The following is a 19,951-nucleotide window of genomic DNA, read 5'->3' on the forward strand; positions in this document are numbered from 1 at the left end:
CCCGACCCTTTCCTGAATGAGCATGCGCATGAAGTCATTGATGATTCTGAGTAAACGCGTTGCCGCGCTGGGCCTGGCGGCCTTGGCGGCGTGGGGCGGCAGCGCCCGGGGGGCCGACGTCATCCGCGTCGGCGTGGCCACCGCCGGCGGCGGCGACCCGATCACCTGGGGCGGCTCGCCGGGCGGCGTGGTGCGCGTCAACCAGTGGCTGGAACAGGCCTTCGCCGCCGATGGCGTCAAGGTCGAATGGCTGTTCTTCAAGGGCGCCGGCCCGGCCGTCAACGAGGCGCTGTCGAACAAGCAGATCGACTTCGCCTACCAGGGCGACCTGCCGCAGGTGGTGGGCCGCGCCAACGGCCTGAAGACCAAGCTGCTGCTGGTCAGCGGCGCGCGCAACAACCTGTACCTGGTGGCGCCGCCCAACTCCCCGCTCAAGTCCATCGAGGACCTGAAGGACCGCAAGGTGTCGATCTTCCGCGGCACCAACGGCCACCTGGTGGCGATCAACGTGCTGGCCGCGCACGGGCTGGCCGAGCGCGACATCAAGGGCGTCAACCTGGACGCCGGCAGCGCCCAGGCGGCGCTGGTGTCCAACGGCGTGGACGCGGCCTTCGGCGGCTACGAGTGGTTCAAGGTGCGCGACCAGGGCCTGGCCAAGGTCATCTACAGCACCCAGGGCCAGGACCCGGCCTACACCCGCCAGGCCTCGCTGCTGGTGCGCGAGGACTTCGAGCGCGAGAATCCGGCCCAGGTGCAGAAGGTGGTGGACGTGTTCGTGCGCGCCGCGCAGTGGTCGTCCGACGAGAAGAACCGCGACGCCCTGTTCAAGATCTGGGAACAGAGCGGCGTGCCCTACGCCTCTTGGGCAGCCGAGTTCGACAAGCAGGACCTGGCCGCGCGCAACTCGCCGCTGATCGACGACTTCATCATCGCCCGCTACCAGGCGGTGGTGGCCGATGCCGCCAAGCTCAAGCTGATCCGCCGCGAAGTCTCGCTGGACGGCTGGTTCGAACCGCGCTATCTGCAACACGCGCTCAAGACCCAGGGGCTGGAGCGCTACTGGACCGCGTTCGACGCCGCCGGCAAGCCGGTGGCTGGCCCGGCCCAGGCCGCCGCGCGCTGACGGGAGCGGCGCCATGGCCTTGTCATCGCTTTCCTCCTCCGCCTTGCCACGCCCTGCCCCGCTGCCGGCCTGGGCGCGCCAGGCGGCCTGGAGCGCCGCGCCCTGGCTGCTGCCGCTGGCCCTGCTGACGCTGTGGCAGAGCGGCGCCAGCCAGGGCTGGATCTCGCCCCAGGTGCTGCCGCCGCCCGCCTTCGTCTGGGACACCCTGCGCGACCTGGCCACCAGCGGCGACCTGTGGCTGAACACGCGCGCCAGCCTGCAACGGGTACTGGTCGGATTCGCGCTGGGCAGCCTGCTGGGCCTGCTGCTGGGCACGGCCATGGGCCTGTCGCGCCGCCTCGAAGCCTACGTGCTGCCGACCTTCAACGCGCTGGTGCAGATCCCGGTGCTGGCGTGGTTGCCGTTCGTGCTGCTGATCGTCGGCATCGGCGAGCCGCTCAAGTACATCCTGATCGCCAAGGCGGCGCTGGTGCCGGTCACGCTCAACACCTTGCAGGGCTTTCGCCAGGCCAGCCCGGCGCTGCGCGAAGTGGCGCGGGTCTACGGCTACAGCCGGCGCCAGGAGGTGCTGGAAGTGGTCGTGCCGCTGGCCCTGCCGACGCTGTTCACCGGATTACGGCTGGGCTTCACCAAGGCCTGGCTGTCGCTGGTGGTGGTGGAACTGGTGGCGTCCAGCGAAGGCCTGGGCTACCTCATCGTCTACGGCCGGCAGTTGTTCCAACTGGACCTGGTGATGGCCGCGGTGATCGTGGTGGGCGCCATCGGCTACGCCATCGACCGGCTGCTGGACGGGGCCGAAACGCGCCTGATCCACGGCCGCCGCCACGCCGCCACCGCGCAGGTGCGGCCATGAGCACGCCCACGCCGTTGTCCCGCGACGCCGCCGAGCTGGCGCTGGCGCAACCGCTGGCCGTGCGCGGCGGCGGCCGCTGGCGCGGCCTGGTGCTGCCCGCCGCCGCCATTGCGCTGTGGTGGCTGCTGGCCCGCGCCGACCTGGTCAACTCGGCCCTGCTGGTCTCGCCTGGCAAGGTGCTGGCCACCGCCGCCGACCAGATCGCCGGCGGCAAGCTGTGGCGCGCGCTCGGCGCCAGCCTGGGGCGCGAACTCACCGGGTTCGCCATCGGCACCGTCGCCGGGCTGCTGCTGGGAGTGCTGCTGGGCCTGTCGCCGCTGTTCAACCGCCTGGTCGGCCCCAGCTTCAACACCTTCAAGCAGATCTCGCTGTTCGCCTGGATTCCGCTGATCTCGGTGTGGTTCGGACTGGGTGATACCGCCAAGGTGGTGTTCCTGTCGCTGGCCGCGCTGGTGCCGGTGGTGGTCAACACCTGCGACGGCGTGCGCAATACGCCGCCCAAGCTGCTGGAGGTGGCGCGGGTGTATGGCTACACGCGCTGGCAAACCTTCGCCCAAGTGGTGCTGCCGGCCGCCGCGCCCGCCATCTTCACCGGCGTCTACCTGGCGCTGATCTATTCCTGGCTGGCCACCATCGGCGCCGAATACCTGCTGGTGGCGGGCGTCGGCATCGGCAACCTGCTGATCGAGGGCAGCGAGCATTTCCAGATGGATCTGGTGATCTTCGGCATGTTCGTGGTCGGGGTGATCGGCTGGCTCATGAATGCCCTGGCCCGCGTGGCCGAACGCCGGCTCGCGCGCTTGCGCGGCCAGGACCAATAACCGCAGGAAAACTCAGGCATGACTCAACCTACTTCGCTGGACCTGTCACTGCAGGCGGTCGGCAAGCGTTATCCCAGCGCCCAGGCCGAGGGCGGCGTGCTGCAAGTGCTCACGGGCGTGGACCTGGACATCCCCGCCGGCCAGTTCGTTTCCATCGTCGGCGCCAGCGGCTGCGGCAAATCGACCCTGCTGCGCCTCGTCCTGGGGCTGGACGACCGCTTCGAGGGCGCCATCACGCTGGGCGGCGAGCCGGTGCGCGGCACCGGGCCGGAACGCGGCATCGTGTTCCAGGACCACCGCCTGTTCCCGTGGCTGACAGTGGCGCAGAACATCGCCGTGGGGCTGCGCAACGCCGCCATCTCCAGCGCCGAAAAGCGCGAACGCGTGGCCGAGCACGTCGCCCTGGTGGGGCTGGAAGGCTTCGAACAGTCGTATCCGCACCAGATCTCGGGCGGCATGGCGCAGCGCGTGGCGATCGCGCGCGGCCTGGTCAACCGGCCGCGCGTGCTGCTGCTGGACGAACCCTTCGGCGCGCTCGACGCGCTGACCCGCGCCCGGTTGCAGACCGAGCTGCAACGCATCTGGCAGAAAGAGCGCATCACCATGATCCTGGTGACCCACGACGTCGAGGAGGCGGTCTACCTGGGCGACCGGGTGGTGATCATGCAGCCGCGCCCGGGGCGCATCCGCCGCATCGTCGATGTGCCGCTGCCGCATGCCCGCAACCGCAGCGATCCGCGCTTCATCCGTCTGCGCGACGATGTGCTGTCCGACTTCCTGGAGCCGGACGGCGCGCCCGCCGACGACAGCCCGCCCTTGGGCGCGCAGGCCCAGGGCGGCGTGCCCGCGCTGCCGTCGCTGGCCTCGCTGCGCATGGCCTGGTGAGGCCCGCGTTGCGCTTCCCGGCGGCGCGCGCCGCGCTGCCATCTCCCCCCTTGCTGGAGTCAGCCCCATGACCCGTTCCCCGCGCCAGATCAAGCTCGGCGCCTTCCTGATGCAGACCGGCCACCACATCGCCGCCTGGCGCCATCCCGACGCCCAGGCCGACGCGCCGGTCAACTTCCGCCACTACGTCGAACTGGCGCGGCGCGCCGAGGCCGCCAAGTTCGACGCCATTTTCCTGGCCGACTCGGTCGGCGTGCGCAACACCGACCTGGCGTCGCTGTCGCGCACCGCCCGCAGCGACCATTTCGAGCCGCTGACGCTGCTGTCGGCGCTGGCCGCCGTGACCGAGAAAATCGGCCTGATCGCCACCGTCTCCACCACCTACAACGAGCCCTACCACGTGGCGCGCAAGTTCGCCTCGCTGGACCACATCAGCGGCGGCCGCTCGGGCTGGAACCTGGTGACCTCCAGCGGCCAGGGCGAGGCGCAGAACTTCAACCTGGACGAGCACGTCGAACACGCCCGCCGCTACGCCCGCGCCGCCGAGTTCCACGACGTGGTGCTGGGACTGTGGGATAGCTGGGAAGACGACGCCTTCCTGCGCGACAAGCCCAGCGGCCAGTACTTCGATCCGGCCAAGCTGCACCCTTTGCGCCATCGCGGCGAGCATTTCTCGGTGCGCGGGCCGCTGAACGTATCGCGATCGCCGCAGGGCCGGCCGGTGGTGGTGCAGGCCGGCGCCTCGCCCGCCGGGCGCGACCTGGCGGCGCGCACCGCCGAGGTCATCTTCGTGGCGCACCAGACCTTCGACGAGGCCCAGGCTTTCTATCGCGACATCAAGGGCCGCGCGGTTGAATACGGCCGCGATCCCGACGCCATCAAGATCATGCCGGGCATCTTCCCCGTGATCGGCCGCAGCCAGGCCGAGGCTGAAGACAAGTTCGCGCGCCTGCAGGACCTGATCCACCCGGTGGTCGGGGTGCAACTGCTGTCCAACATGATCGGCGGCTTCGACCTGTCGGGGTATCCGGTCGACGGGCCCCTGCCCGACATCCCGGAGACCAACGGCGGCAAAAGCCGCCAGCAGTTGCTGATCGACCTGGCGCGGCGCGACAACCTGACCATCCGCCAGCTCTACCTGCGCATCGCCGGCGCGCGCGGCCACCAGCAGGTCATCGGCACGCCGCAAAGCGTGGCCGACCAGTTGCAGCAATGGTTCGAGGAAGGCGGCGCGGACGGCTTCAACATCATGTCGCCGTGGCTGCCCGGCGGGCTGGACGATTTCATCGAACTGGCGCTGCCCGAACTGCGCCGCCGCGGCCTGTTCCGCACGGAATACAGCGGCGCCACGCTGCGCCAGCACCTGGGCCTGGCGCGGCCGGCGCACCGCGCCGTGGCGCCAGCGTCCGTCCCGCAAGCCGAAGCGGCCGTGTCCTGAGGCGCCGGCCCGATATCAATCCCGCTCATAGCAGATCGCCGTCCCCGGCTATTGATGAATGGCCGCGCCGGCCTCATCATTGCGCGGGGCGCGACCGGGCGCCGCCGATTCCACCACCGCCATGCCTCATCGACCGCTAGCCATCCTGCAAATGGGCCGACCGCCCGAAGACCTGCGCGCCACCCATGGCGAACAGGCCGATTGGGTCACGGCGGCCCTGGCGGGCGTCGACGCGCCGCTGACGGTGATCCATCCGGCCGCCGGCCAGCCCCTGCCCGAACCGGCCGCGCTGCGCGGCGCGGTGCTGACCGGCTCCTGGGCCATGGTCACCGACCGCGAACCCTGGAGCGAGCGCACCGCGCAGTGGCTGCGCCTCGCGCGCCAGGCCCAGTTGCCGCTGCTCGGCATCTGCTACGGCCACCAGCTCATGGCCCATGCCTTCGGCGGCGTGGTCGACTACCACCCGCGCGGCCGCGAGATCGGGCGCCATGCGGTCACGCGCCTGCCCGCCGCCGCGGCCGACCCGCTGCTGGCGGATCTGCCCGCGCGTTTCGCGGCCCACCTGACGCACGAACAGAGCGTGCTGCGGCCGCCGGCCGGCGCCACCGTGCTGGCCGCCAGCGCCCACGATCCGCACCAGATCCTGCGCTACGGCCCGCGCGCGCTGTCGGTGCAGTTCCACCCCGAATTCACCGCCGCCCTGATGGACGCGTGCCTGGCGCGGCGTCAGGACTTCCTGGCGGCCGAAGGCCACGACGTCGCCGCCCTGCGCGCCGCGTTGGCGCCCACGCCGCACGCGTTGGGCATCCTGCGCGCTTTCGCGGCGGCCTGCTGAGCCGTGCCCCTCCCCGCCGCGTCCCGACGGCGCGGCGCGGCCAGGCCGGTGGCCGGCTACGATGGCGGCATCAACCCCAACGCCCCGACCACGACCAGCACCGTGGCGCCCAGCGCCAGCTCGCAGGCGGTGTTGCGTCGGATGGCGCGCAGGGCCAGGTCCGGCTGATTGCGGATGCGCGGGATCCAGCGGTAGCGGTTGGCCAGGGCCAAGGCGGTCATCGCCAAGGCCAGCGCGACCTTGAGCACCAGCACGCGCACATAGGCTGCCCCCGGATGCGGCAGCGCCGGCCCCAGGATCAGCAGCGCGTTGGCCACGCCGCTCAACAGCAAGACCACCACGGCCACATGGCCCCAGGCGGAAAACCGCAACAACGCCCGCGTGGCCTCGGCGCGGTCTTGCGGCCGCTGCCAGGCCGCCAGCCACAGCAGGAACACCGGCAGCGACCCCAGCCAGAACGCCGCCGCCAAACCATGCAGATAGTCGTTGAGCGCATGCGCCAAGCCCCACCCGCCTTCGTGCATGGCCGCGTGGCCGCTGAACGCCAGCGGCGCCAAGGCCAGCGCGGCGGGCGCGGCCAGCCATGACGGCCGGCCCGGCCGCAATCCCAGCGCCACGCCCAGCACGGCCGCCGCGCACAGCGCGCGCACCGTCCAGGCCTGGCCGTAACGCGTTTGCTGGGTCACCGTGTCCAACAGGTCGCCATCCAGCATCGCGCGCCAGTCGCCCGCGATGCTGGCGGCCTGCAAGGGCAGCAGACATAGCGTGGCCACCAGCCCTACCGCGCCCAGACGCAGCAGGGCTGGCCGCAGCGCCGTTTCCGCCGCCCGGCCCAGGCGTGGCGAACCGCCCAGCGCCAGCATGGCGCTGGCGCCGAACAGCACTGCCGCCGCGCCGGCGCTGACGGCCCGACACAGCGCGAACACGACCCACAACGTGTCCATCTCAGGGCTTGACCGTGAACGTCCAGGCTCCGTTGGTCTTGTGGCCGTCCTTGGACAAAGCCTGCCATTTCACCGTGTAGGCGCCGGCCGGCAACGGCTTGGCAACGGGCAGCACCAGCGTCTTGTCATCGCCGGGCGCGGGCGCCGCCTTGGCCGCGACGGCCTGCTTGCCGGCGGCGTCCAGTACCGTCAGCGACGAAAACGCCGGTTCCAGCCCTTCGGAAAAACGGGCCGTGACCGCGGACGGCGTGGCCACCTCGGCCTTGTCGGCGGGCGTGGCGCGCTGCAAGTGGGCATGCGCCCAGGCCCATTGCGGGGCGAGCAGCAGCGTGGCGGCGATGAAAACGGGTTTGAACATGAGCAGGACTCCAAGGATGCGGCGGCGCGCGGCCGCGCGCTCAACAAAGCAAAGGCGCGTGCGCGGACACAGGGGGCGCGCCACGGCCAACGGGATAGGGATGGAAAGCGGCCTCGCTGCGGCCGCGCGCCACCGCGATGGCGCGCGCCCAGGCAGACGCGGAAATCAGGCGGCGAGGGAATTAGGCGGCGCGCGCGATTGCTGCGGCAGCCAGGCTGCTTGGCCACGCGGGCAGGGCGTGGCCTGCGCCGCGCGCGGCGGTGACGACGGCGGTGGCGGCAAGCGCCAGGCCTGGCCCGCGAACGCGGGCGGACCGACGCCGCCCAGCATGGCGCAACTGGCGGCGCAGCAATGCGGCAAGGTGCCGCCCGCGGCGTCGTGCGCGCCCGGCGAACCGGCCGGGGCCGCGGCGGCTGCGGCCGTCCCGGCAGGCACGCCGTCCAGCGCCACCACGCGCGGCCCGCCGGCCGTGCACAGGATGACGGATGCCCCGCGCGCGGGCCCCATCGGCGCGGGCGCGCCGAACGCCGTCGCGGCCACCAGCGACTGGAAAACCAGCAGCCCCGCCGCCAGCCACGCCAGCGCGCGGCGGGTGACGGCGGACATGCGCGAAAACGTAACCGGCGTATGCATCCCCATGGTGCCGGCCAGCTTACGATGCCCGCCGCGCGCCTGCAACTTCAATCGGACACGCCACAACTGTTATGCTCCACGCTTTCAACATCAGAACGTGCAGCACACCATGGGCCTAGAACAGCTAGCCGCAATCCGAGGACTGCTTGTCAAGCAGGCTCAAGAAGAGGCGGCTTCCAAGAAGAAACCCGCGCGTCCGAACGCCGGCGAGGCGGCTTCCAAGAAGAAGTCCGACAAGCCCGCGCGCGCGCCCGCCACCGAGCGGCGCGAGACGCCGGTCGACCCGGTGCTGATCGCCATTTCGCGACTGCAACGGCAATTTCCCAAAGCCTTCCCCAAGAAGCCGGCGCCCAAGGTGCCGCTCAAGCTGGGGGTGCTGGAGGATCTGGTGCAACACGCCAAGACCCTGCAACTGAGCGCCGACGAAATCAAGCAGGCCGTCAAGACCTGGTGTGACGGCCGCCGCTATTGGGACAGCATGGTCGAGAACGCCGCGCGCGTGGACCTCAATGGCGAACCCGCCGGCGCCGTGACCGCCAACGAAGCCCAGCACGCCAAGCGCATGGCTTCGCGCCGCCACGCCAAGGCGGGCGGCGGCCGTGGCGGCAAGGGCAATGCGAACAAGCCCAATGCCGGCAAGGACAAGCCGGCCGGCCAGCCGGCCCAGGCCGACGCCGCGCCGGTGCAGGCCGAGGCCGCCGCGCCCGCCGACGTCCGCGCGGACAGACCCGCGCCGGCCCAGGCGCCGGCCGACACGCCGACCTCCGACTGAACCCGGCTCGGCCCTCGAAAACGGCCCGTGCGGCGCCTGGCGCCCACGGGCCGTCGTCATGGCGCCGCCTCGCCAGCCGCCTCAATCCAAGCGGATATCCGCGCTCTGCACCACCTTGGCCCAGCGCGCCCGCTCGCTGTTGAAGAACTGCGCCAGCTGCGGCGGGTCACGCACCACGATCTCGGCGCCCTGCTCGTTCAACTGCGCTTTCACGTCGGGCTGGTTGACGATCTGCCCCATCAGCGTGGCCAGCAGGTTGGCGGTCTTGTCGGTGGTGGCGGCCGGCGCCATCACGCCCTGCCAGGTGCCCGACTCGAAACCCGCCACGCCCTGCTCCGAGATCGTCGGGATATCGGCCACCAGCCGCATGCGCTCCTTCTTTGAGATCGCGATCGCGCGCAGCTTGCCGCCCTTGATGTGCGGCAGCGTCGCCAACAGCCCGTTCATGATGACCTGGGTCTGGCCGCCGATGGTGTCGGTCACGGCCTGCGAGCCGCCCTTGTAGGGCACGTATTCCCATTGCGCGCCGGTGGCCTGCTGCACCGCCACGGCGGCCAGGTGCGGCGCGCTGCCGATGGCGGTGACGGCGAAATTCAGGCGCTGCTTCTGCGATAGCGCCACCAGTTCCGGCACGGTCCGGGCCGGCACGTCGGGATGCACCGCCAGCACATGCGGCGAATACGCCAGCATGCCGACCGCGCGCAAATCCTTGGACGGATCGAACGACAGCTTGGTGTAGACCGACGGGCTGATCGCCAACGCGCCGACGTCGCACAACAGCACGGTGTGGCCTTCCTGCGCCGACTGCGCCACGATGCCGGCGCCCAGATTGCCGTTGGCGCCCGGCTTGTTCTCGACCACCACCGTCTGCTTGAGCGCCTCGGCCAGCCGCGGCGCGATCACACGCGCGATGATGTCCGACGAACCGCCGGGCGGGTATGGCACCACGATGCGCACGGGCCGCGTTGGCCACGCGTCCGCCTGGGCCCAGGCCGGCGTCAGCCGTGCCAGTCCGAGCGCGGCCGCGCCGGCCAGCAGATGTCGTCTGTTGGAATCCATGTCGTCTCCGTTGTCGTTATGTAGAGAGGGGCTCGGATCAGGTCACCGGCCCCGGATTGAACAGCGCCAGGGCGTTGTGCAGCTTGAGCTTCTCGGCACAGGTCTGGTGCCGGCCGCTGGCCACGTCCAGCATCAGCCGGAACAGCTCCCAGCCCACCTCCTCGATGGTGGCCTGGCCGGTGGCGATGCGACCGGCGTCCACGTCCATCAGGTCGTGCCAGCGCCGCGCCAGGTCGCTGCGGGTGGCGACCTTGATCACCGGCACTTGCGCCAGCCCGTAGGGCGTACCGCGGCCGGTGGTGAAGATGTGCAGGTTCATGCCGGCCGCCAACTGCAAGGTGCCGCAGATGAAGTCGCTGGCCGGCGTGGCGGCGAAGATCAGTCCCTTGCGCGTCAGCCGCTCGCCGGGGGCCAGCACGCCGTCGATGTTGCTGGAGCCGGATTTGATGATCGAGCCCATCGCCTTTTCCACGATGTTGGACAGGCCGCCCTTCTTGTTGCCGGGGCTGGTGTTGGCGCTGCGGTCGGCGCCGCCGCGCTCCAGGTACGCGTCGTACCAGGCCATCTCGCGCACCAGCGCCTCGGCCACTGCGGGCGTGGCGGCGCGCGCGGTCAACTGATCGATGCCGTCGCGCACCTCGGTGTTCTCCGAGAACATGATGGTGCCGCCGGCGCGCACCACCAGATCCGCCGCGAAGCCCACCGCCGGGTTGGCCGTCACGCCCGAAAACGCATCGCTGCCGCCGCACTGCACGCCCACCACCAGCTCGGACACGGGACAGGTCTCGCGGCGGCGGCGGTTCAGCGTTTGCAGATGACGTTCGGCGGTGCGCATGATGTTGGCGATCATGGACTCGAAGCCGACATGCGCGTCGTCCTGCAGCACGATGGTGTCGACCCCCTCGCCGCCAGCCGTGCCCAGCCCGGCGCGGATGGGAATCGCGCCCGGCGCCAGCAGGCGCTCGGGTTGCAGTTTCTCGCAGCCCAGGCTGACCACCATGGCGGTGCCGCCGAAATTGGGATTGCGTGCGATATTGTGCAGCGTACGCACCGGCACCGCCGCGCCCGGGGCATCGATGGCGACGCCGCAGCCGTAGGTGTGCTCGATAGCCACCACCCCATCGACATGGGGATAGCGCGGCAGCAGTTCGCGGCGGATGCGCTCGACCGCGTGTTCCACCACGCCCTGCACGCATTGCACGGTGGTGCTGATTGCCAGAAGATTGCGCGTGCCGACGGTGCCGTCGGCGTTGCGGTAGCCCTCGAAGGTGTAGCCCGTCAGCGGGGGCGGCGGCGCGATCGTGCGCGTGCCCACCGGCAGGTCATCGAGCGTGCGGGCCGCGGGCATGGTGGTAACGCGTTCGTTGATCCAGCTGCCGCGCGGCAGGTCGCGCGCCGCGTAGCCCACGACCACGTTGTAGCGACGCACCGGCTCGCCGCGCGCCAGATCGCACAGCGCCACCTTGTGGCCTTGCGGCACGGCTTCGGCCAGCACCAGGCCGTCCGGCAGTACCGTGCCCGCCGGCAGCCCGCCGTCGTTGGCCACGATGGCAACATTGTCCTGCGGGTGAATCTTGATCAGCACGGGCGCTGGGCCGGGCGCGAACGACATGGGCAATCCTCGAAATGCGACGCCGCGGTCGCGGCATCCGATACGTTATCGTACAACTACAGCGATTATCCATAGACGCGCCGTTGGCGGCATTGCGGATTTCCCCAGGTTGGTTACCGCCCTTACCGATGAAGCGCGTGCGCAGCCCGCTTGAGCCGGCGAAATTCATGTTGTACGATGACATACCTATTCAACCTGATCGCCTGATCGCGCGACCGTTCGCGGGCGCGCGTCCGCCACCCACGGATATCGCCCATGACCACGCCGCAGGAACTCAAGGCCATCGTCTCGGAAGGCCTGCTCTCCTTCCCCGTGACCGACTTCGACGCGCAAGGCAACTTCAACGCCAGGACCTACGCCCAGCGCCTCGAATGGCTGGCCCCCTACGGCGCCACCGCCCTGTTCGCCGCCGGCGGCACCGGCGAGTTCTTCTCGCTGGCCCCCGACGAATACTCGGACGTCATCCGCACCGCCGTGAACACCTGCGCCGGCAAGGTGCCGATCCTGGCCGGCGCTGGCGGCCCCACCCGCCTGGCCATCGCCTACGCGCAGGAAGCCGAGCGTCTGGGCGCCAAGGGCGTGCTGCTCTTGCCGCATTACCTGACCGAAGCCTCGCAGCAAGGCATCGCCGACCACGTCGAGCAGGTCTGCAAGTCGGTCAAGATCGGCGTCATCGTCTACAACCGCGCCCAGTCGCGCCTGTCGGCCGACAGCCTGGCCCAACTGGCCGAGCGCTGCCCCAACCTGGTCGGCTTCAAGGACGGCATCGGCGACATCGAGGCCATGGTGCGCATCCGCCGCAAGCTGGGCGACCGCTTCTCCTACCTGGGCGGCCTGCCCACCGCCGAGGTCTACGCCGCCGCCTACAAGGCCCTGGGCGTGCCGGTGTATTCGTCGGCCGTCTTCAACTTCGTGCCCAAGACCGCGATGCAGTTCTACCGCGCCGTCGCCGCCCACGACCACGACACCACCAACCGCCTGCTCGACGAGTTCTTCCTGCCCTATCTGGAGATCCGCAACCGCTGCGCCGGTTACGCCGTCAGCATCGTCAAGGCCGGCGCCAAGCTGGTCGGCCGCGATGCCGGCCCGGTGCGCGCGCCCCTGACCGACCTGCATCCCGACGAAATGGAGATGCTCGACGCCCTGATCCGCAAGCTCGGCCCGCAATAAGCCGACCGTGCCCCCCCTGCTCGCCCCCGGCCCGGGGGCGTTTTCATTCGGAGAGACTGCATGACTTTGACCGGCAATATGTTGATCGGCGCCCAGGCCGTAAAGGGAACCGGCGCGCCGCTGCACGCCATCGACCCGGCCCGCGGCGAGCCGCTGCAACCGGCCTTTTGCGCCGGCACCGCCGAGGACGTGGCGCGCGCCGCCGCGCTGGCCGCCGCCGCCTTCGACCCCTACCGCGCCGCGCCGCTCGAAACCCGCGCGCAATTGCTCGAAAGCATCGCCGAGGGCATCCTGGCGCTGGGCGATGCGCTGATCGAGCGCACCCACCTGGAAACCGGCCTGCCGCTGGCGCGCCTGCAAGGCGAACGCGGCCGCACCGTGGGCCAGTTGCGCTTGTTCGCCCGGGTGGTGCGCGACGGCTACTTCCTCGACGCCACCATCGATCCGGCCCAGCCCGAGCGCCAGCCGCTGCCGCGCGCCGACCTGCGCCTGGCCAATGTGCCGCTGGGCCCGGTGGCCGTATTCGGCGCCAGCAACTTTCCGCTGGCATTCTCGGTGGCTGGCGGCGACACCGCCTCGGCGCTGGCGGCCGGCTGCCCGGTGATCGTCAAGGCCCACAACGCCCACCCCGGTACCTCGGAGATGGTGGGCCGCGTGATCCAGCAGGCCGTCGCCAAGCATGGCCTGCCCGAAGGCGTGTTCTCGCTGCTATTCGGCGCGGGCAATGAAATCGGCACGGCGCTGGCGACCCACCCGGCCATTACCGCGATCGGCTTTACCGGTTCGCGCCGGGGCGGCCTGGCGCTGGTGGCGGCCGCCAATGCGCGTCCGGTGCCGATCCCGGTGTATGCCGAGATGTCCAGCATCAACCCGGTGTTCCTGCTGCCCGCCGCCCTGGAGGCGCGCGCCGAGACCATCGCCCAGGGCTTTGTCGAATCGCTGGTGATGGGCGTGGGCCAGTTCTGCACCAACCCCGGCCTGGTGATCGGCATCGAAGGTCCGGCGCTGGAACGCTTCCGCCAGGCCGCCGGCCAGGCGGTGCAGGCCAAGGGCGCGGCCACCATGCTCACGCCCGGCATTTTCGCCGCTTACACGCAGGGCGAGCAGGCGCTGGCCGGCCACGCCAGCGTCGTCACGCTGGGCCGCGGCGAAGCGTCGCGGCCCGCCGCCAACGCGGCCGGGCCGGCGGTGTTCGGCACCGACGCCGCGCGCTTTCTGGCCGCGCCCGAGCTGGAGGCCGAGGTGTTCGGTCCGGCCTCGCTGGTGGTGGCTTGCCGCGACGCCGCGCAGATGCGGGAGGTGGCCGAGCACCTGGAAGGTCAGTTGACCGCCACCCTGTTCGTGGACGCGGCCGACGCCGAAGTGGCGCGCGGCCTGCTGCCGGTGCTGGAACGCAAGGCCGGCCGCATCCTGGCCAACGGCTACCCCACGGGCGTCGAGGTGTGCCACGCCATGGTGCACGGCGGCCCCTTCCCGGCCACGTCGAACCCGGCCTCGACTTCGGTCGGCGCCACCGCCATCCGCCGCTTCCTGCGTCCGGTCTGCTATCAGGACCTGCCCGACGCCCTGTTGCCTGACGGCCTCAAGCGTGCCAATCCGCTTGGCCTGCCGCGTATGACCGACGGCGTGCTGGCGGTCTGAGCGTTTCCCATTCGGGATGCACCACGGGCGGCAATGCGCCGCCCGTTTTCTTTGGGCGCCCGGCAAGGCCGGCGGCGCCAGACTTTCATCGTGTTGTACGACAACATCAGGCGGTAACGCCTCCTCGTTGCTCCTCATAGTTGTATGTTGTACGATGACATACATCGATAATTCCCCATCATGGCCACGGGCATGACGCCCGCACGGCCTTTACCTCGCATCAATGGACTCAGGCATGACTACACCCCAGGAACTCAAGGCCATCGTCTCGGAAGGCCTGCTCTCCTTCCCCGTGACCGACTTCGACGCGCAAGGCAACTTCAACGCCAGGACCTACGCCCAGCGCCTCGAATGGCTGGCCCCCTACGGCGCCACCGCCCTGTTCGCCGCCGGCGGCACCGGCGAGTTCTTCTCGCTGGCCCCCGACGAATACTCGGACGTCATCCGCACCGCCGTGAACACCTGCGCCGGCAAGGTGCCGATCCTGGCCGGCGCTGGCGGCCCCACCCGCCTGGCCATCGCCTACGCGCAGGAAGCCGAGCGTCTGGGCGCCAAGGGCGTGCTGCTCTTGCCGCATTACCTGACCGAAGCCTCGCAGCAAGGCATCGCCGACCACGTCGAGCAGGTCTGCAAGTCGGTCAAGATCGGCGTCATCGTCTACAACCGCGCCCAGTCGCGCCTGTCGGCCGACAGCCTGGCCCAACTGGCCGAGCGCTGCCCCAACCTGGTCGGCTTCAAGGACGGCATCGGCGACATCGAGGCCATGGTGCGCATCCGCCGCAAGCTGGGCGACCGCTTCTCCTACCTGGGCGGCCTGCCCACCGCCGAGGTCTACGCCGCCGCCTACAAGGCCCTGGGCGTGCCGGTGTATTCGTCGGCCGTCTTCAACTTCGTGCCCAAGACCGCGATGCAGTTCTACCGCGCCGTCGCCGCCCACGACCACGACACCACCAACCGCCTGCTCGACGAGTTCTTCCTGCCCTATCTGGAGATCCGCAACCGCTGCGCCGGTTACGCCGTCAGCATCGTCAAGGCCGGCGCCAAGCTGGTCGGCCGCGACGCCGGCCCGGTGCGCGCACCCCTGACCGACCTGCGTCCCGACGAAATGGAGATGCTCGACGCCCTGATCCGCAAGCTCGGCCCGCAATAAGTAAGCCCCGCGCGGACGCGTGCCGGCTCGTGCCGGGCGCGCCAGACCGATCGCCCCGCCACGCCCTCCCTTCGCGGAGGGCGTGGCGCTTGCGGCGCATCCTGTATGCTGTCATACGGCATCGGGCGTTTATCATAGGGACTACGGCCTTTCCGACGCCGCAACCCGACAAGAGAGACAATGGAAACTCCCCGGCCCCGCCAGCGTTCGCGCCTGACCGACGTCGTCATCGACGAACTGACCAAGCGCCTGGACGCGCGCCAATACCGCCCCGGCGACAAGCTGCCCTCCGAACACGCGCTGTGCGCCGAGTTCGACGTCAGCCGCACCGTGATCCGCGAGGCCGTCGCCTCGATGCGCCTGAGCGGGCGGCTGGTCAGCAAGGCCGGCATCGGCGTGTTCGTCACCGAGGACCGCGAAAAGCCCATCGATTTCGTTGTCGCCCCGGCCGCCGATCCGCGCTGGGCGCTGCACATCATGGAACTGCGCGCCGGCCTCGAAGTCGAGGCCTGTGGCCTGGCGGCCGAGCGCCGCAGCGCCGCCGACCTGAGCGGCATCGTCGAGGCGTTCGACGCCTTCAACCGCGCCACCCGCGACATGGAAGCGGCCGTCAAGGCCGATTACGAATTCCACCTGTCGATCGCCCGCGCCTCCAACAACCCGCACTTCCCGGCCCTGCTGCAAGCGGCGGTGCGCGACGTGATGCTCGACCTGAACATCAAGCACGGCGGCAAGACGCCCGAGGAGCTGGAGGTCTACGAGACCCGCAACGTGCAAGAGCACGAAGCCATCCTGACCGCCATCATGCGGCGCGATCCCGGCGCCGCGCGCGCCGCCATGGCGCGCCACCTGGGCGACAGCATCGCCCGCTACCGCAAGCTGCTGTCCAACCCGCCGGCATGACGCCGCGCCGGGCCCGCGGGGCCCGGCGAATTACGGGAATCCCCTGACTTGTTCACTTGTATGATGGCTGCCATCATACGTCTCATCAGTTACGCAAGACCTGCCGTTCAAGTGCCGCCGATGAGCCTGTTGCCCGCCCCCCGCCCGACCTTCCAACGCTACGCCGCCCGCCTGCGCCGGTAAGCGGCCCGCCCGGAAGGCCGTCGGCGCGTCCGCCCCGCCTTTCCCCCTGCCCCAAGCGCCCGTCCCATCCCGCCCGCCCGGGGGGTGTGACGGTGCGCCGGAATCTTTCCCTTCCTGCCTTTCCCTCTCCTGGAGATCACTCTCATGCGCAAGTTCCTGACCACCGCCGTCGCGGCGACCCTGTTGTGCGTTGCCTCCGGCGCCCAGGCCGGCGTCACCTTCGAAGCCGTCAAGAAAAAAGGCTTCCTGCAATGCGGTTTCGCCGGCATTCCGGGTTTCTCGGTGCTCGACAGCAAGGGCGAATGGACCGGCCTGGACGTCGACATGTGCCGTGCCGTGGCCGCCGCCATGTTCGGCGACGCCAGCAAGGTCAAGGGCAACGTGCTGACCGCGCAGGCCAAGTTCACCGCCCTGCAATCGGGCGAAATCGATATGCTGTCGCGCAACACCACCCAGACCCTGACGCGCGACACCACCCTGGGCCTGATCGGCGTGGGCGTGAACTTCTATGACGCCCAGGGCCTGATCGTGAAGAAGTCCATGAACGTCAAATCGGTCAAGGAACTGGACGGCGCCACCATCTGCGTGCAGCCGGGCACCACCACCGAGCTGAACCTGGCCGACTACTTCCGCGCCCGCGGCATCACTTTCAAGCCGGTGCTGGTCGAGAACTACGACGAGAACTTCCGTCTGCTGGAGTCGGGCCGCTGCGACGCCTACACCAACGACAAGTCCAACACCGCCGCCAACATGCGCACCCGCCTGGCCAAGCCGGACGACTGGGAAATCCTGCCGGAAAATCTCTCCAAGGAGCCGCTCGGGCCGATGGTGCGCCAGGGCGACGAGCAATGGTTCAACGTGGTGCGCTGGTCGCTCAACGCCATGCTCGAAGCCGAGGAATACGGCATCACATCCAAGAACGTCGACGAGATGCTCAAGAGCACCAACCCCAACGTGCAGCGCATCCTGGGCGTGACGCCCGGCATGGGCAAGAACCTGGGGCTGGATGACAAGTGGGCCTACAACATCATCAAACAGGTCGGCAACTACGGCGAAAGCTATGACCGCGCCATGGGCAAGGACAGCCCGTTGAAGCTGGATCGCGGCCTGAACAAGCTGTGGACCCAGGGCGGCCTGATGTACGGCTGGCCCGTGCGCTGAAGTCCGTCACCGCGCGGCCCGTCATCGCGCCGGGCCGCGCCCTCGTCTTTCGCTCCGCTTACTCGATTTTCCGCGGCGCGGCCGCCACCGGCCGGCCACCGCCTTTTTTTGAAGCCGTCATCATGAACAGCATCGTCAACGCCCGCCTCAAGCAGATCAAACCCTCCCCCAGCATGGCCGCCAAGATCGTGGTCGACGAATTGCGCCGCGCCGGGCGCGAGATCGCCGACTTCACCCTGGGCGAGCCCGACATGCCCACGCCGGCCCACATCGCCCGCGCCGGCCAGGACGCCATCGCCGGCGGCGACATCCGCTACACCAGCCCCAACGGCACGCCCGGGCTGCGCCGCGCCATCGCTTCCGCCCTGGAACAGGCGCTGGGCGCCAAGTACGGCCTGGACCAGATCACGGTGGGCGCCGGCGCCAAGCAGATCATCGGCGCCGCCCTGACCGCCAGTCTGGAACCGGGCGACGAAGTGATCGTGTGCGCGCCGTACTGGGTGTCGTATCCCGACATGGTGCTGCTCAACGATGGCAAGCCGGTGGTCGTGACCGGCCCCGAGTCGCAAGGCTTCAAGCTCGACGCCGCCCGCCTGGAAGCGGCCATCACTCCGCGCACCCGCTGGCTGATCCTGAATTCGCCCAGCAACCCCAGCGGCGCGGTCTACAGCCGCGCCGAGATGCGCGCCCTGACCGAGGTGCTGGTGCGCCATCCGCGCGTCTGGATCCTGAGCGACGAGATCTACGCGCCGTTCTGCTACGGCGCCGAGCCGCACGTCTCGCCGGTGCAGGTCGAACCGCGATTGGCCGACCGCACGCTGATCGTCAACGGCATGTCCAAGGCCTACGCCATGACCGGCTGGCGCGTGGGCTACGGCGCCGGCCCGGCCGACCTGATCAAGGCCATGAGCACGGTCATGTCGCAAAGCACCAGTTGCCCCAGCGCCATCTCGCAGGCCGCGGCCCAGGCCGCGCTCGAAGGCGACCAATCCAGCGTGGCCGCGATGGTCGCCATTTTCAAGGCGCGCCGCGATCTGATGGTGCGGCGCCTGAACGCGATTCCCGGCATCTCCTGCGCCACGCCCGACGGCGCCTTCTATGTCTACGCCAACGTCGGCGGCCTGATCGGCCGCCACGGCCCGGACGGCGAACTCAAGACCGACCTGGACGTGAGCCTGTTCTTCCTGCGCCAGGCCGGGGTGGCCGTGATCGACGGCGGCTCGTACGGCCTGTCGCCGTATGTGCGGTTCTCGTTCGCCACCGCCACCGAGGTGATCGAACAGGGCATGGATCGGCTGGCCGCCGCCGTCAACGCGCTGATGGCGGGCTGAAGCGTGGACAAGCCGAACAACGCCATGGCGCGGCGGCCGCCGCGCCGCTGGTCCTGGAACGATCCCGCCACCCGCGCCCTGGCCTACCAGGCCATCGCGCTGGCGCTGGCCGGAGCGGCGATCGGGTTCCTGGTTCACAACACCCTGCAAAACCTGGCGCTGCGCAACATCGCCACCGGCTTCGGCTTTCTCACGCGCGAAGCCGGCTTCGCCATCGGCGAGTCGCTCATCGCCTACGCGCCGGCCGACACCTATGGCCGCGCCATCGTCGTCGGCATCCTGAACACGCTGCGGGTCGGCCTGCTGGCGCTGGTGGCCGCCACCGTGCTGGGCGTGCTGGTCGGCGTGGGCCGGCTGTCCAGGAACTGGCTGGTGGCGCGGCTGGCCTCGGTCTACGTCGAAGTGATGCGCAACGTGCCGCTGCTGCTGCAATTGTTCTTCTGGTATGCGCTGATCACCGAGAACATGCCGGGCCCGCGTCAGGCGCACCACCCGCTGCCGGGCGTGTTCATCTCCAACCGCGGCCTCAAGGTGCCGGGGCTGGAAGGCGCCTCGCTCGACTGGGTGCTGGCCGGGCTCGGGCTGGCCGTGGTCGCCATCCTGTTCCTGGGCCACTGGGGCAGGAAGCGCCAGGAAGCCACCGGCCAGGTGTTCCCGCTGGGCCGCGCGGCCATTGGCCTGTTGATCGGCCTGCCAGTCGTCGGCTGGCTGGCCGGCGGCGCGTCGCTGACGCTGGACATGCCGGAGCTCAAGGGCTTTAACTTCACGGGCGGCCTGACGCTGACGCCGGAGTTCGCGGCGCTGCTGCTGGGCCTGGTGATCTACACCGCGGCGTTCATCGCCGAAGTGGTGCGCTCGGGCATCCAGGCAGTCGGCAACGGCCAGTGGGAGGCGGCCGGCGCCCTCGGCCTGCGCCGGCCGCTGGCCCTGCGCCTGGTGGTGTTGCCGCAAGCCTTGCGGGTCATCATCCCGCCCATGACCAGCCAGTATCTCAACCTGTTGAAGAACAGCTCGCTGGCCGTGGCCATCGGCTATCCGGACATCGTGTCGGTGGTCAACACCACGCTGAACCAGACCGG

The 19,951-nt window shown here is 70.0% G+C and carries 19 protein-coding genes; 14 read left to right on the forward strand and 5 right to left on the reverse strand.

The window, feature by feature from the left end; translation table 11 throughout:
- The first annotated feature begins 28 nt into the window (after positions 1-28).
- The 6 genes from ACN6O8_RS08730 (at position 29) to ACN6O8_RS08755 (ending at position 5,955) form a co-directional block, all read left to right on the forward strand.
- Positions 29-1,123, forward strand: coding sequence for an ABC transporter substrate-binding protein (locus ACN6O8_RS08730; RefSeq protein WP_427990657.1), 1,095 nt, complete (start codon positions 29-31; stop codon positions 1,121-1,123).
- A 13-nt stretch (positions 1,124-1,136) separates the two neighbouring features.
- The gene (locus ACN6O8_RS08735) at positions 1,137-1,976 is read left to right on the forward strand and encodes an ABC transporter permease (RefSeq protein WP_427990658.1); all 840 of its coding nucleotides are present in this window, start codon (positions 1,137-1,139) and stop codon (positions 1,974-1,976) included.
- Positions 1,973-2,797, forward strand: coding sequence for an ABC transporter permease (locus ACN6O8_RS08740; RefSeq protein ID WP_427990659.1), 825 nt, complete (start codon positions 1,973-1,975; stop codon positions 2,795-2,797). Before ACN6O8_RS08735 ends, ACN6O8_RS08740 begins: the two co-directional genes overlap by 4 nt.
- A gap of 18 nt (positions 2,798-2,815) precedes the next feature.
- Positions 2,816-3,682, forward strand: a complete 867-nt coding sequence (locus tag ACN6O8_RS08745; RefSeq protein WP_427990660.1) for an ABC transporter ATP-binding protein — start codon at positions 2,816-2,818, stop codon at positions 3,680-3,682.
- Between the two features lie 67 nt (positions 3,683-3,749).
- Entirely contained in the window at positions 3,750-5,120 is a 1,371-nt protein-coding gene (locus ACN6O8_RS08750; RefSeq protein ID WP_427990661.1) for an LLM class flavin-dependent oxidoreductase, read from the forward strand.
- A gap of 121 nt (positions 5,121-5,241) precedes the next feature.
- Positions 5,242-5,955 (forward strand): glutamine amidotransferase, encoded by a 714-nt coding sequence (locus ACN6O8_RS08755; RefSeq protein WP_427990662.1) that lies wholly within the window; start codon positions 5,242-5,244, stop codon positions 5,953-5,955.
- 56 nt (positions 5,956-6,011) lie between these two features.
- On the opposite strand, the gene copD is transcribed toward ACN6O8_RS08755, so the two are convergent.
- From copD to ACN6O8_RS08770, 3 genes are all read right to left on the reverse strand, one after another.
- Entirely contained in the window at positions 6,012-6,899 is an 888-nt protein-coding gene (gene copD / locus ACN6O8_RS08760) for a copper homeostasis membrane protein CopD (protein WP_427990663.1), read from the reverse strand.
- Position 6,900: 1 nt separating this feature from the next.
- The gene (gene copC / locus ACN6O8_RS08765) at positions 6,901-7,257 is read right to left on the reverse strand and encodes a copper homeostasis periplasmic binding protein CopC (protein ID WP_427990664.1); all 357 of its coding nucleotides are present in this window, start codon (positions 7,255-7,257) and stop codon (positions 6,901-6,903) included.
- A 165-nt stretch (positions 7,258-7,422) separates the two neighbouring features.
- Positions 7,423-7,863, reverse strand: a complete 441-nt coding sequence (locus ACN6O8_RS08770) for a DUF2946 family protein (protein ID WP_427990665.1) — start codon at positions 7,861-7,863, stop codon at positions 7,423-7,425.
- Between the two features lie 136 nt (positions 7,864-7,999).
- On the opposite strand from ACN6O8_RS08770, the gene ACN6O8_RS08775 reads away from it, so the two are divergent.
- A complete protein-coding gene (locus tag ACN6O8_RS08775; protein ID WP_427990666.1) occupies positions 8,000-8,662 on the forward strand; it encodes a ProQ/FinO family protein in 663 nt (220 codons plus the stop codon).
- Between the two features lie 81 nt (positions 8,663-8,743).
- Here ACN6O8_RS08775 and ACN6O8_RS08780 read toward each other — a convergent pair whose 3' ends face one another.
- Both ACN6O8_RS08780 and garD read right to left on the reverse strand, forming a co-directional pair.
- The gene (locus ACN6O8_RS08780; protein WP_427990667.1) at positions 8,744-9,721 is read right to left on the reverse strand and encodes a Bug family tripartite tricarboxylate transporter substrate binding protein; all 978 of its coding nucleotides are present in this window, start codon (positions 9,719-9,721) and stop codon (positions 8,744-8,746) included.
- Positions 9,722-9,758: 37 nt separating this feature from the next.
- Positions 9,759-11,333, reverse strand: a complete 1,575-nt coding sequence (gene garD, locus ACN6O8_RS08785) for a galactarate dehydratase (protein WP_427990668.1) — start codon at positions 11,331-11,333, stop codon at positions 9,759-9,761.
- Between the two features lie 255 nt (positions 11,334-11,588).
- Between garD and kdgD (ACN6O8_RS08790) the strand changes: the two genes are divergently transcribed.
- From kdgD (ACN6O8_RS08790) to ACN6O8_RS08820, 7 genes are all read left to right on the forward strand, one after another.
- Positions 11,589-12,503, forward strand: coding sequence for a 5-dehydro-4-deoxyglucarate dehydratase (gene kdgD / locus ACN6O8_RS08790; protein WP_427990669.1), 915 nt, complete (start codon positions 11,589-11,591; stop codon positions 12,501-12,503).
- A 60-nt stretch (positions 12,504-12,563) separates the two neighbouring features.
- Entirely contained in the window at positions 12,564-14,144 is a 1,581-nt protein-coding gene (locus ACN6O8_RS08795) for an aldehyde dehydrogenase (NADP(+)) (RefSeq protein ID WP_427990670.1), read from the forward strand.
- A gap of 235 nt (positions 14,145-14,379) precedes the next feature.
- Positions 14,380-15,294, forward strand: coding sequence for a 5-dehydro-4-deoxyglucarate dehydratase (gene kdgD, locus ACN6O8_RS08800; protein WP_427990671.1), 915 nt, complete (start codon positions 14,380-14,382; stop codon positions 15,292-15,294).
- Positions 15,295-15,474: 180 nt separating this feature from the next.
- The gene (locus ACN6O8_RS08805) at positions 15,475-16,197 is read left to right on the forward strand and encodes a FadR/GntR family transcriptional regulator (RefSeq protein ID WP_427990672.1); all 723 of its coding nucleotides are present in this window, start codon (positions 15,475-15,477) and stop codon (positions 16,195-16,197) included.
- Between the two features lie 327 nt (positions 16,198-16,524).
- Positions 16,525-17,541, forward strand: a complete 1,017-nt coding sequence (locus ACN6O8_RS08810) for an amino acid ABC transporter substrate-binding protein (RefSeq protein ID WP_427990673.1) — start codon at positions 16,525-16,527, stop codon at positions 17,539-17,541.
- Between the two features lie 122 nt (positions 17,542-17,663).
- Positions 17,664-18,872 (forward strand): aminotransferase class I/II-fold pyridoxal phosphate-dependent enzyme, encoded by a 1,209-nt coding sequence (locus ACN6O8_RS08815; RefSeq protein ID WP_427990674.1) that lies wholly within the window; start codon positions 17,664-17,666, stop codon positions 18,870-18,872.
- 24 nt (positions 18,873-18,896) lie between these two features.
- A partial coding sequence (locus ACN6O8_RS08820; protein WP_427990692.1) for an amino acid ABC transporter permease occupies positions 18,897-19,951 on the forward strand: 1,055 nt, incomplete at its 3' end.

The organism is Achromobacter sp. (genome assembly GCF_050285565.1).
Classification (GTDB): Bacteria; Pseudomonadota; Gammaproteobacteria; order Burkholderiales; family Burkholderiaceae_B; genus Achromobacter.

Bases quoted from the DNA above. Each gene is read 5' to 3' on its own strand.
- copD (WP_427990663.1), bottom strand. From the start codon at position 6,899: ATGGACACGTTGTGGGTCGTGTTCGCGCTGTGTCGGGCCGTCAGCGCC.
- ACN6O8_RS08730 (WP_427990657.1), top strand. From the start codon at position 29: ATGAAGTCATTGATGATTCTGAGTAAACGCGTTGCCGCGCTGGGCCTG.
- ACN6O8_RS08740 (WP_427990659.1), top strand. From the start codon at position 1,973: ATGAGCACGCCCACGCCGTTGTCCCGCGACGCCGCCGAGCTGGCGCTG.
- ACN6O8_RS08775 (WP_427990666.1), top strand. From the start codon at position 8,000: ATGGGCCTAGAACAGCTAGCCGCAATCCGAGGACTGCTTGTCAAGCAG.
- ACN6O8_RS08805 (WP_427990672.1), top strand. From the start codon at position 15,475: ATGGAAACTCCCCGGCCCCGCCAGCGTTCGCGCCTGACCGACGTCGTC.
- copC (WP_427990664.1), bottom strand. From the start codon at position 7,257: ATGTTCAAACCCGTTTTCATCGCCGCCACGCTGCTGCTCGCCCCGCAA.
- ACN6O8_RS08795 (WP_427990670.1), top strand. From the start codon at position 12,564: ATGACTTTGACCGGCAATATGTTGATCGGCGCCCAGGCCGTAAAGGGA.
- kdgD (WP_427990669.1), top strand. From the start codon at position 11,589: ATGACCACGCCGCAGGAACTCAAGGCCATCGTCTCGGAAGGCCTGCTC.
- ACN6O8_RS08780 (WP_427990667.1), bottom strand. From the start codon at position 9,721: ATGGATTCCAACAGACGACATCTGCTGGCCGGCGCGGCCGCGCTCGGA.
- ACN6O8_RS08770 (WP_427990665.1), bottom strand. From the start codon at position 7,863: ATGTCCGCCGTCACCCGCCGCGCGCTGGCGTGGCTGGCGGCGGGGCTG.
- ACN6O8_RS08750 (WP_427990661.1), top strand. From the start codon at position 3,750: ATGACCCGTTCCCCGCGCCAGATCAAGCTCGGCGCCTTCCTGATGCAG.
- ACN6O8_RS08810 (WP_427990673.1), top strand. From the start codon at position 16,525: ATGCGCAAGTTCCTGACCACCGCCGTCGCGGCGACCCTGTTGTGCGTT.
- ACN6O8_RS08815 (WP_427990674.1), top strand. From the start codon at position 17,664: ATGAACAGCATCGTCAACGCCCGCCTCAAGCAGATCAAACCCTCCCCC.
- ACN6O8_RS08745 (WP_427990660.1), top strand. From the start codon at position 2,816: ATGACTCAACCTACTTCGCTGGACCTGTCACTGCAGGCGGTCGGCAAG.
- ACN6O8_RS08755 (WP_427990662.1), top strand. From the start codon at position 5,242: ATGCCTCATCGACCGCTAGCCATCCTGCAAATGGGCCGACCGCCCGAA.
- kdgD (WP_427990671.1), top strand. From the start codon at position 14,380: ATGACTACACCCCAGGAACTCAAGGCCATCGTCTCGGAAGGCCTGCTC.
- garD (WP_427990668.1), bottom strand. From the start codon at position 11,333: ATGTCGTTCGCGCCCGGCCCAGCGCCCGTGCTGATCAAGATTCACCCG.
- ACN6O8_RS08735 (WP_427990658.1), top strand. From the start codon at position 1,137: ATGGCCTTGTCATCGCTTTCCTCCTCCGCCTTGCCACGCCCTGCCCCG.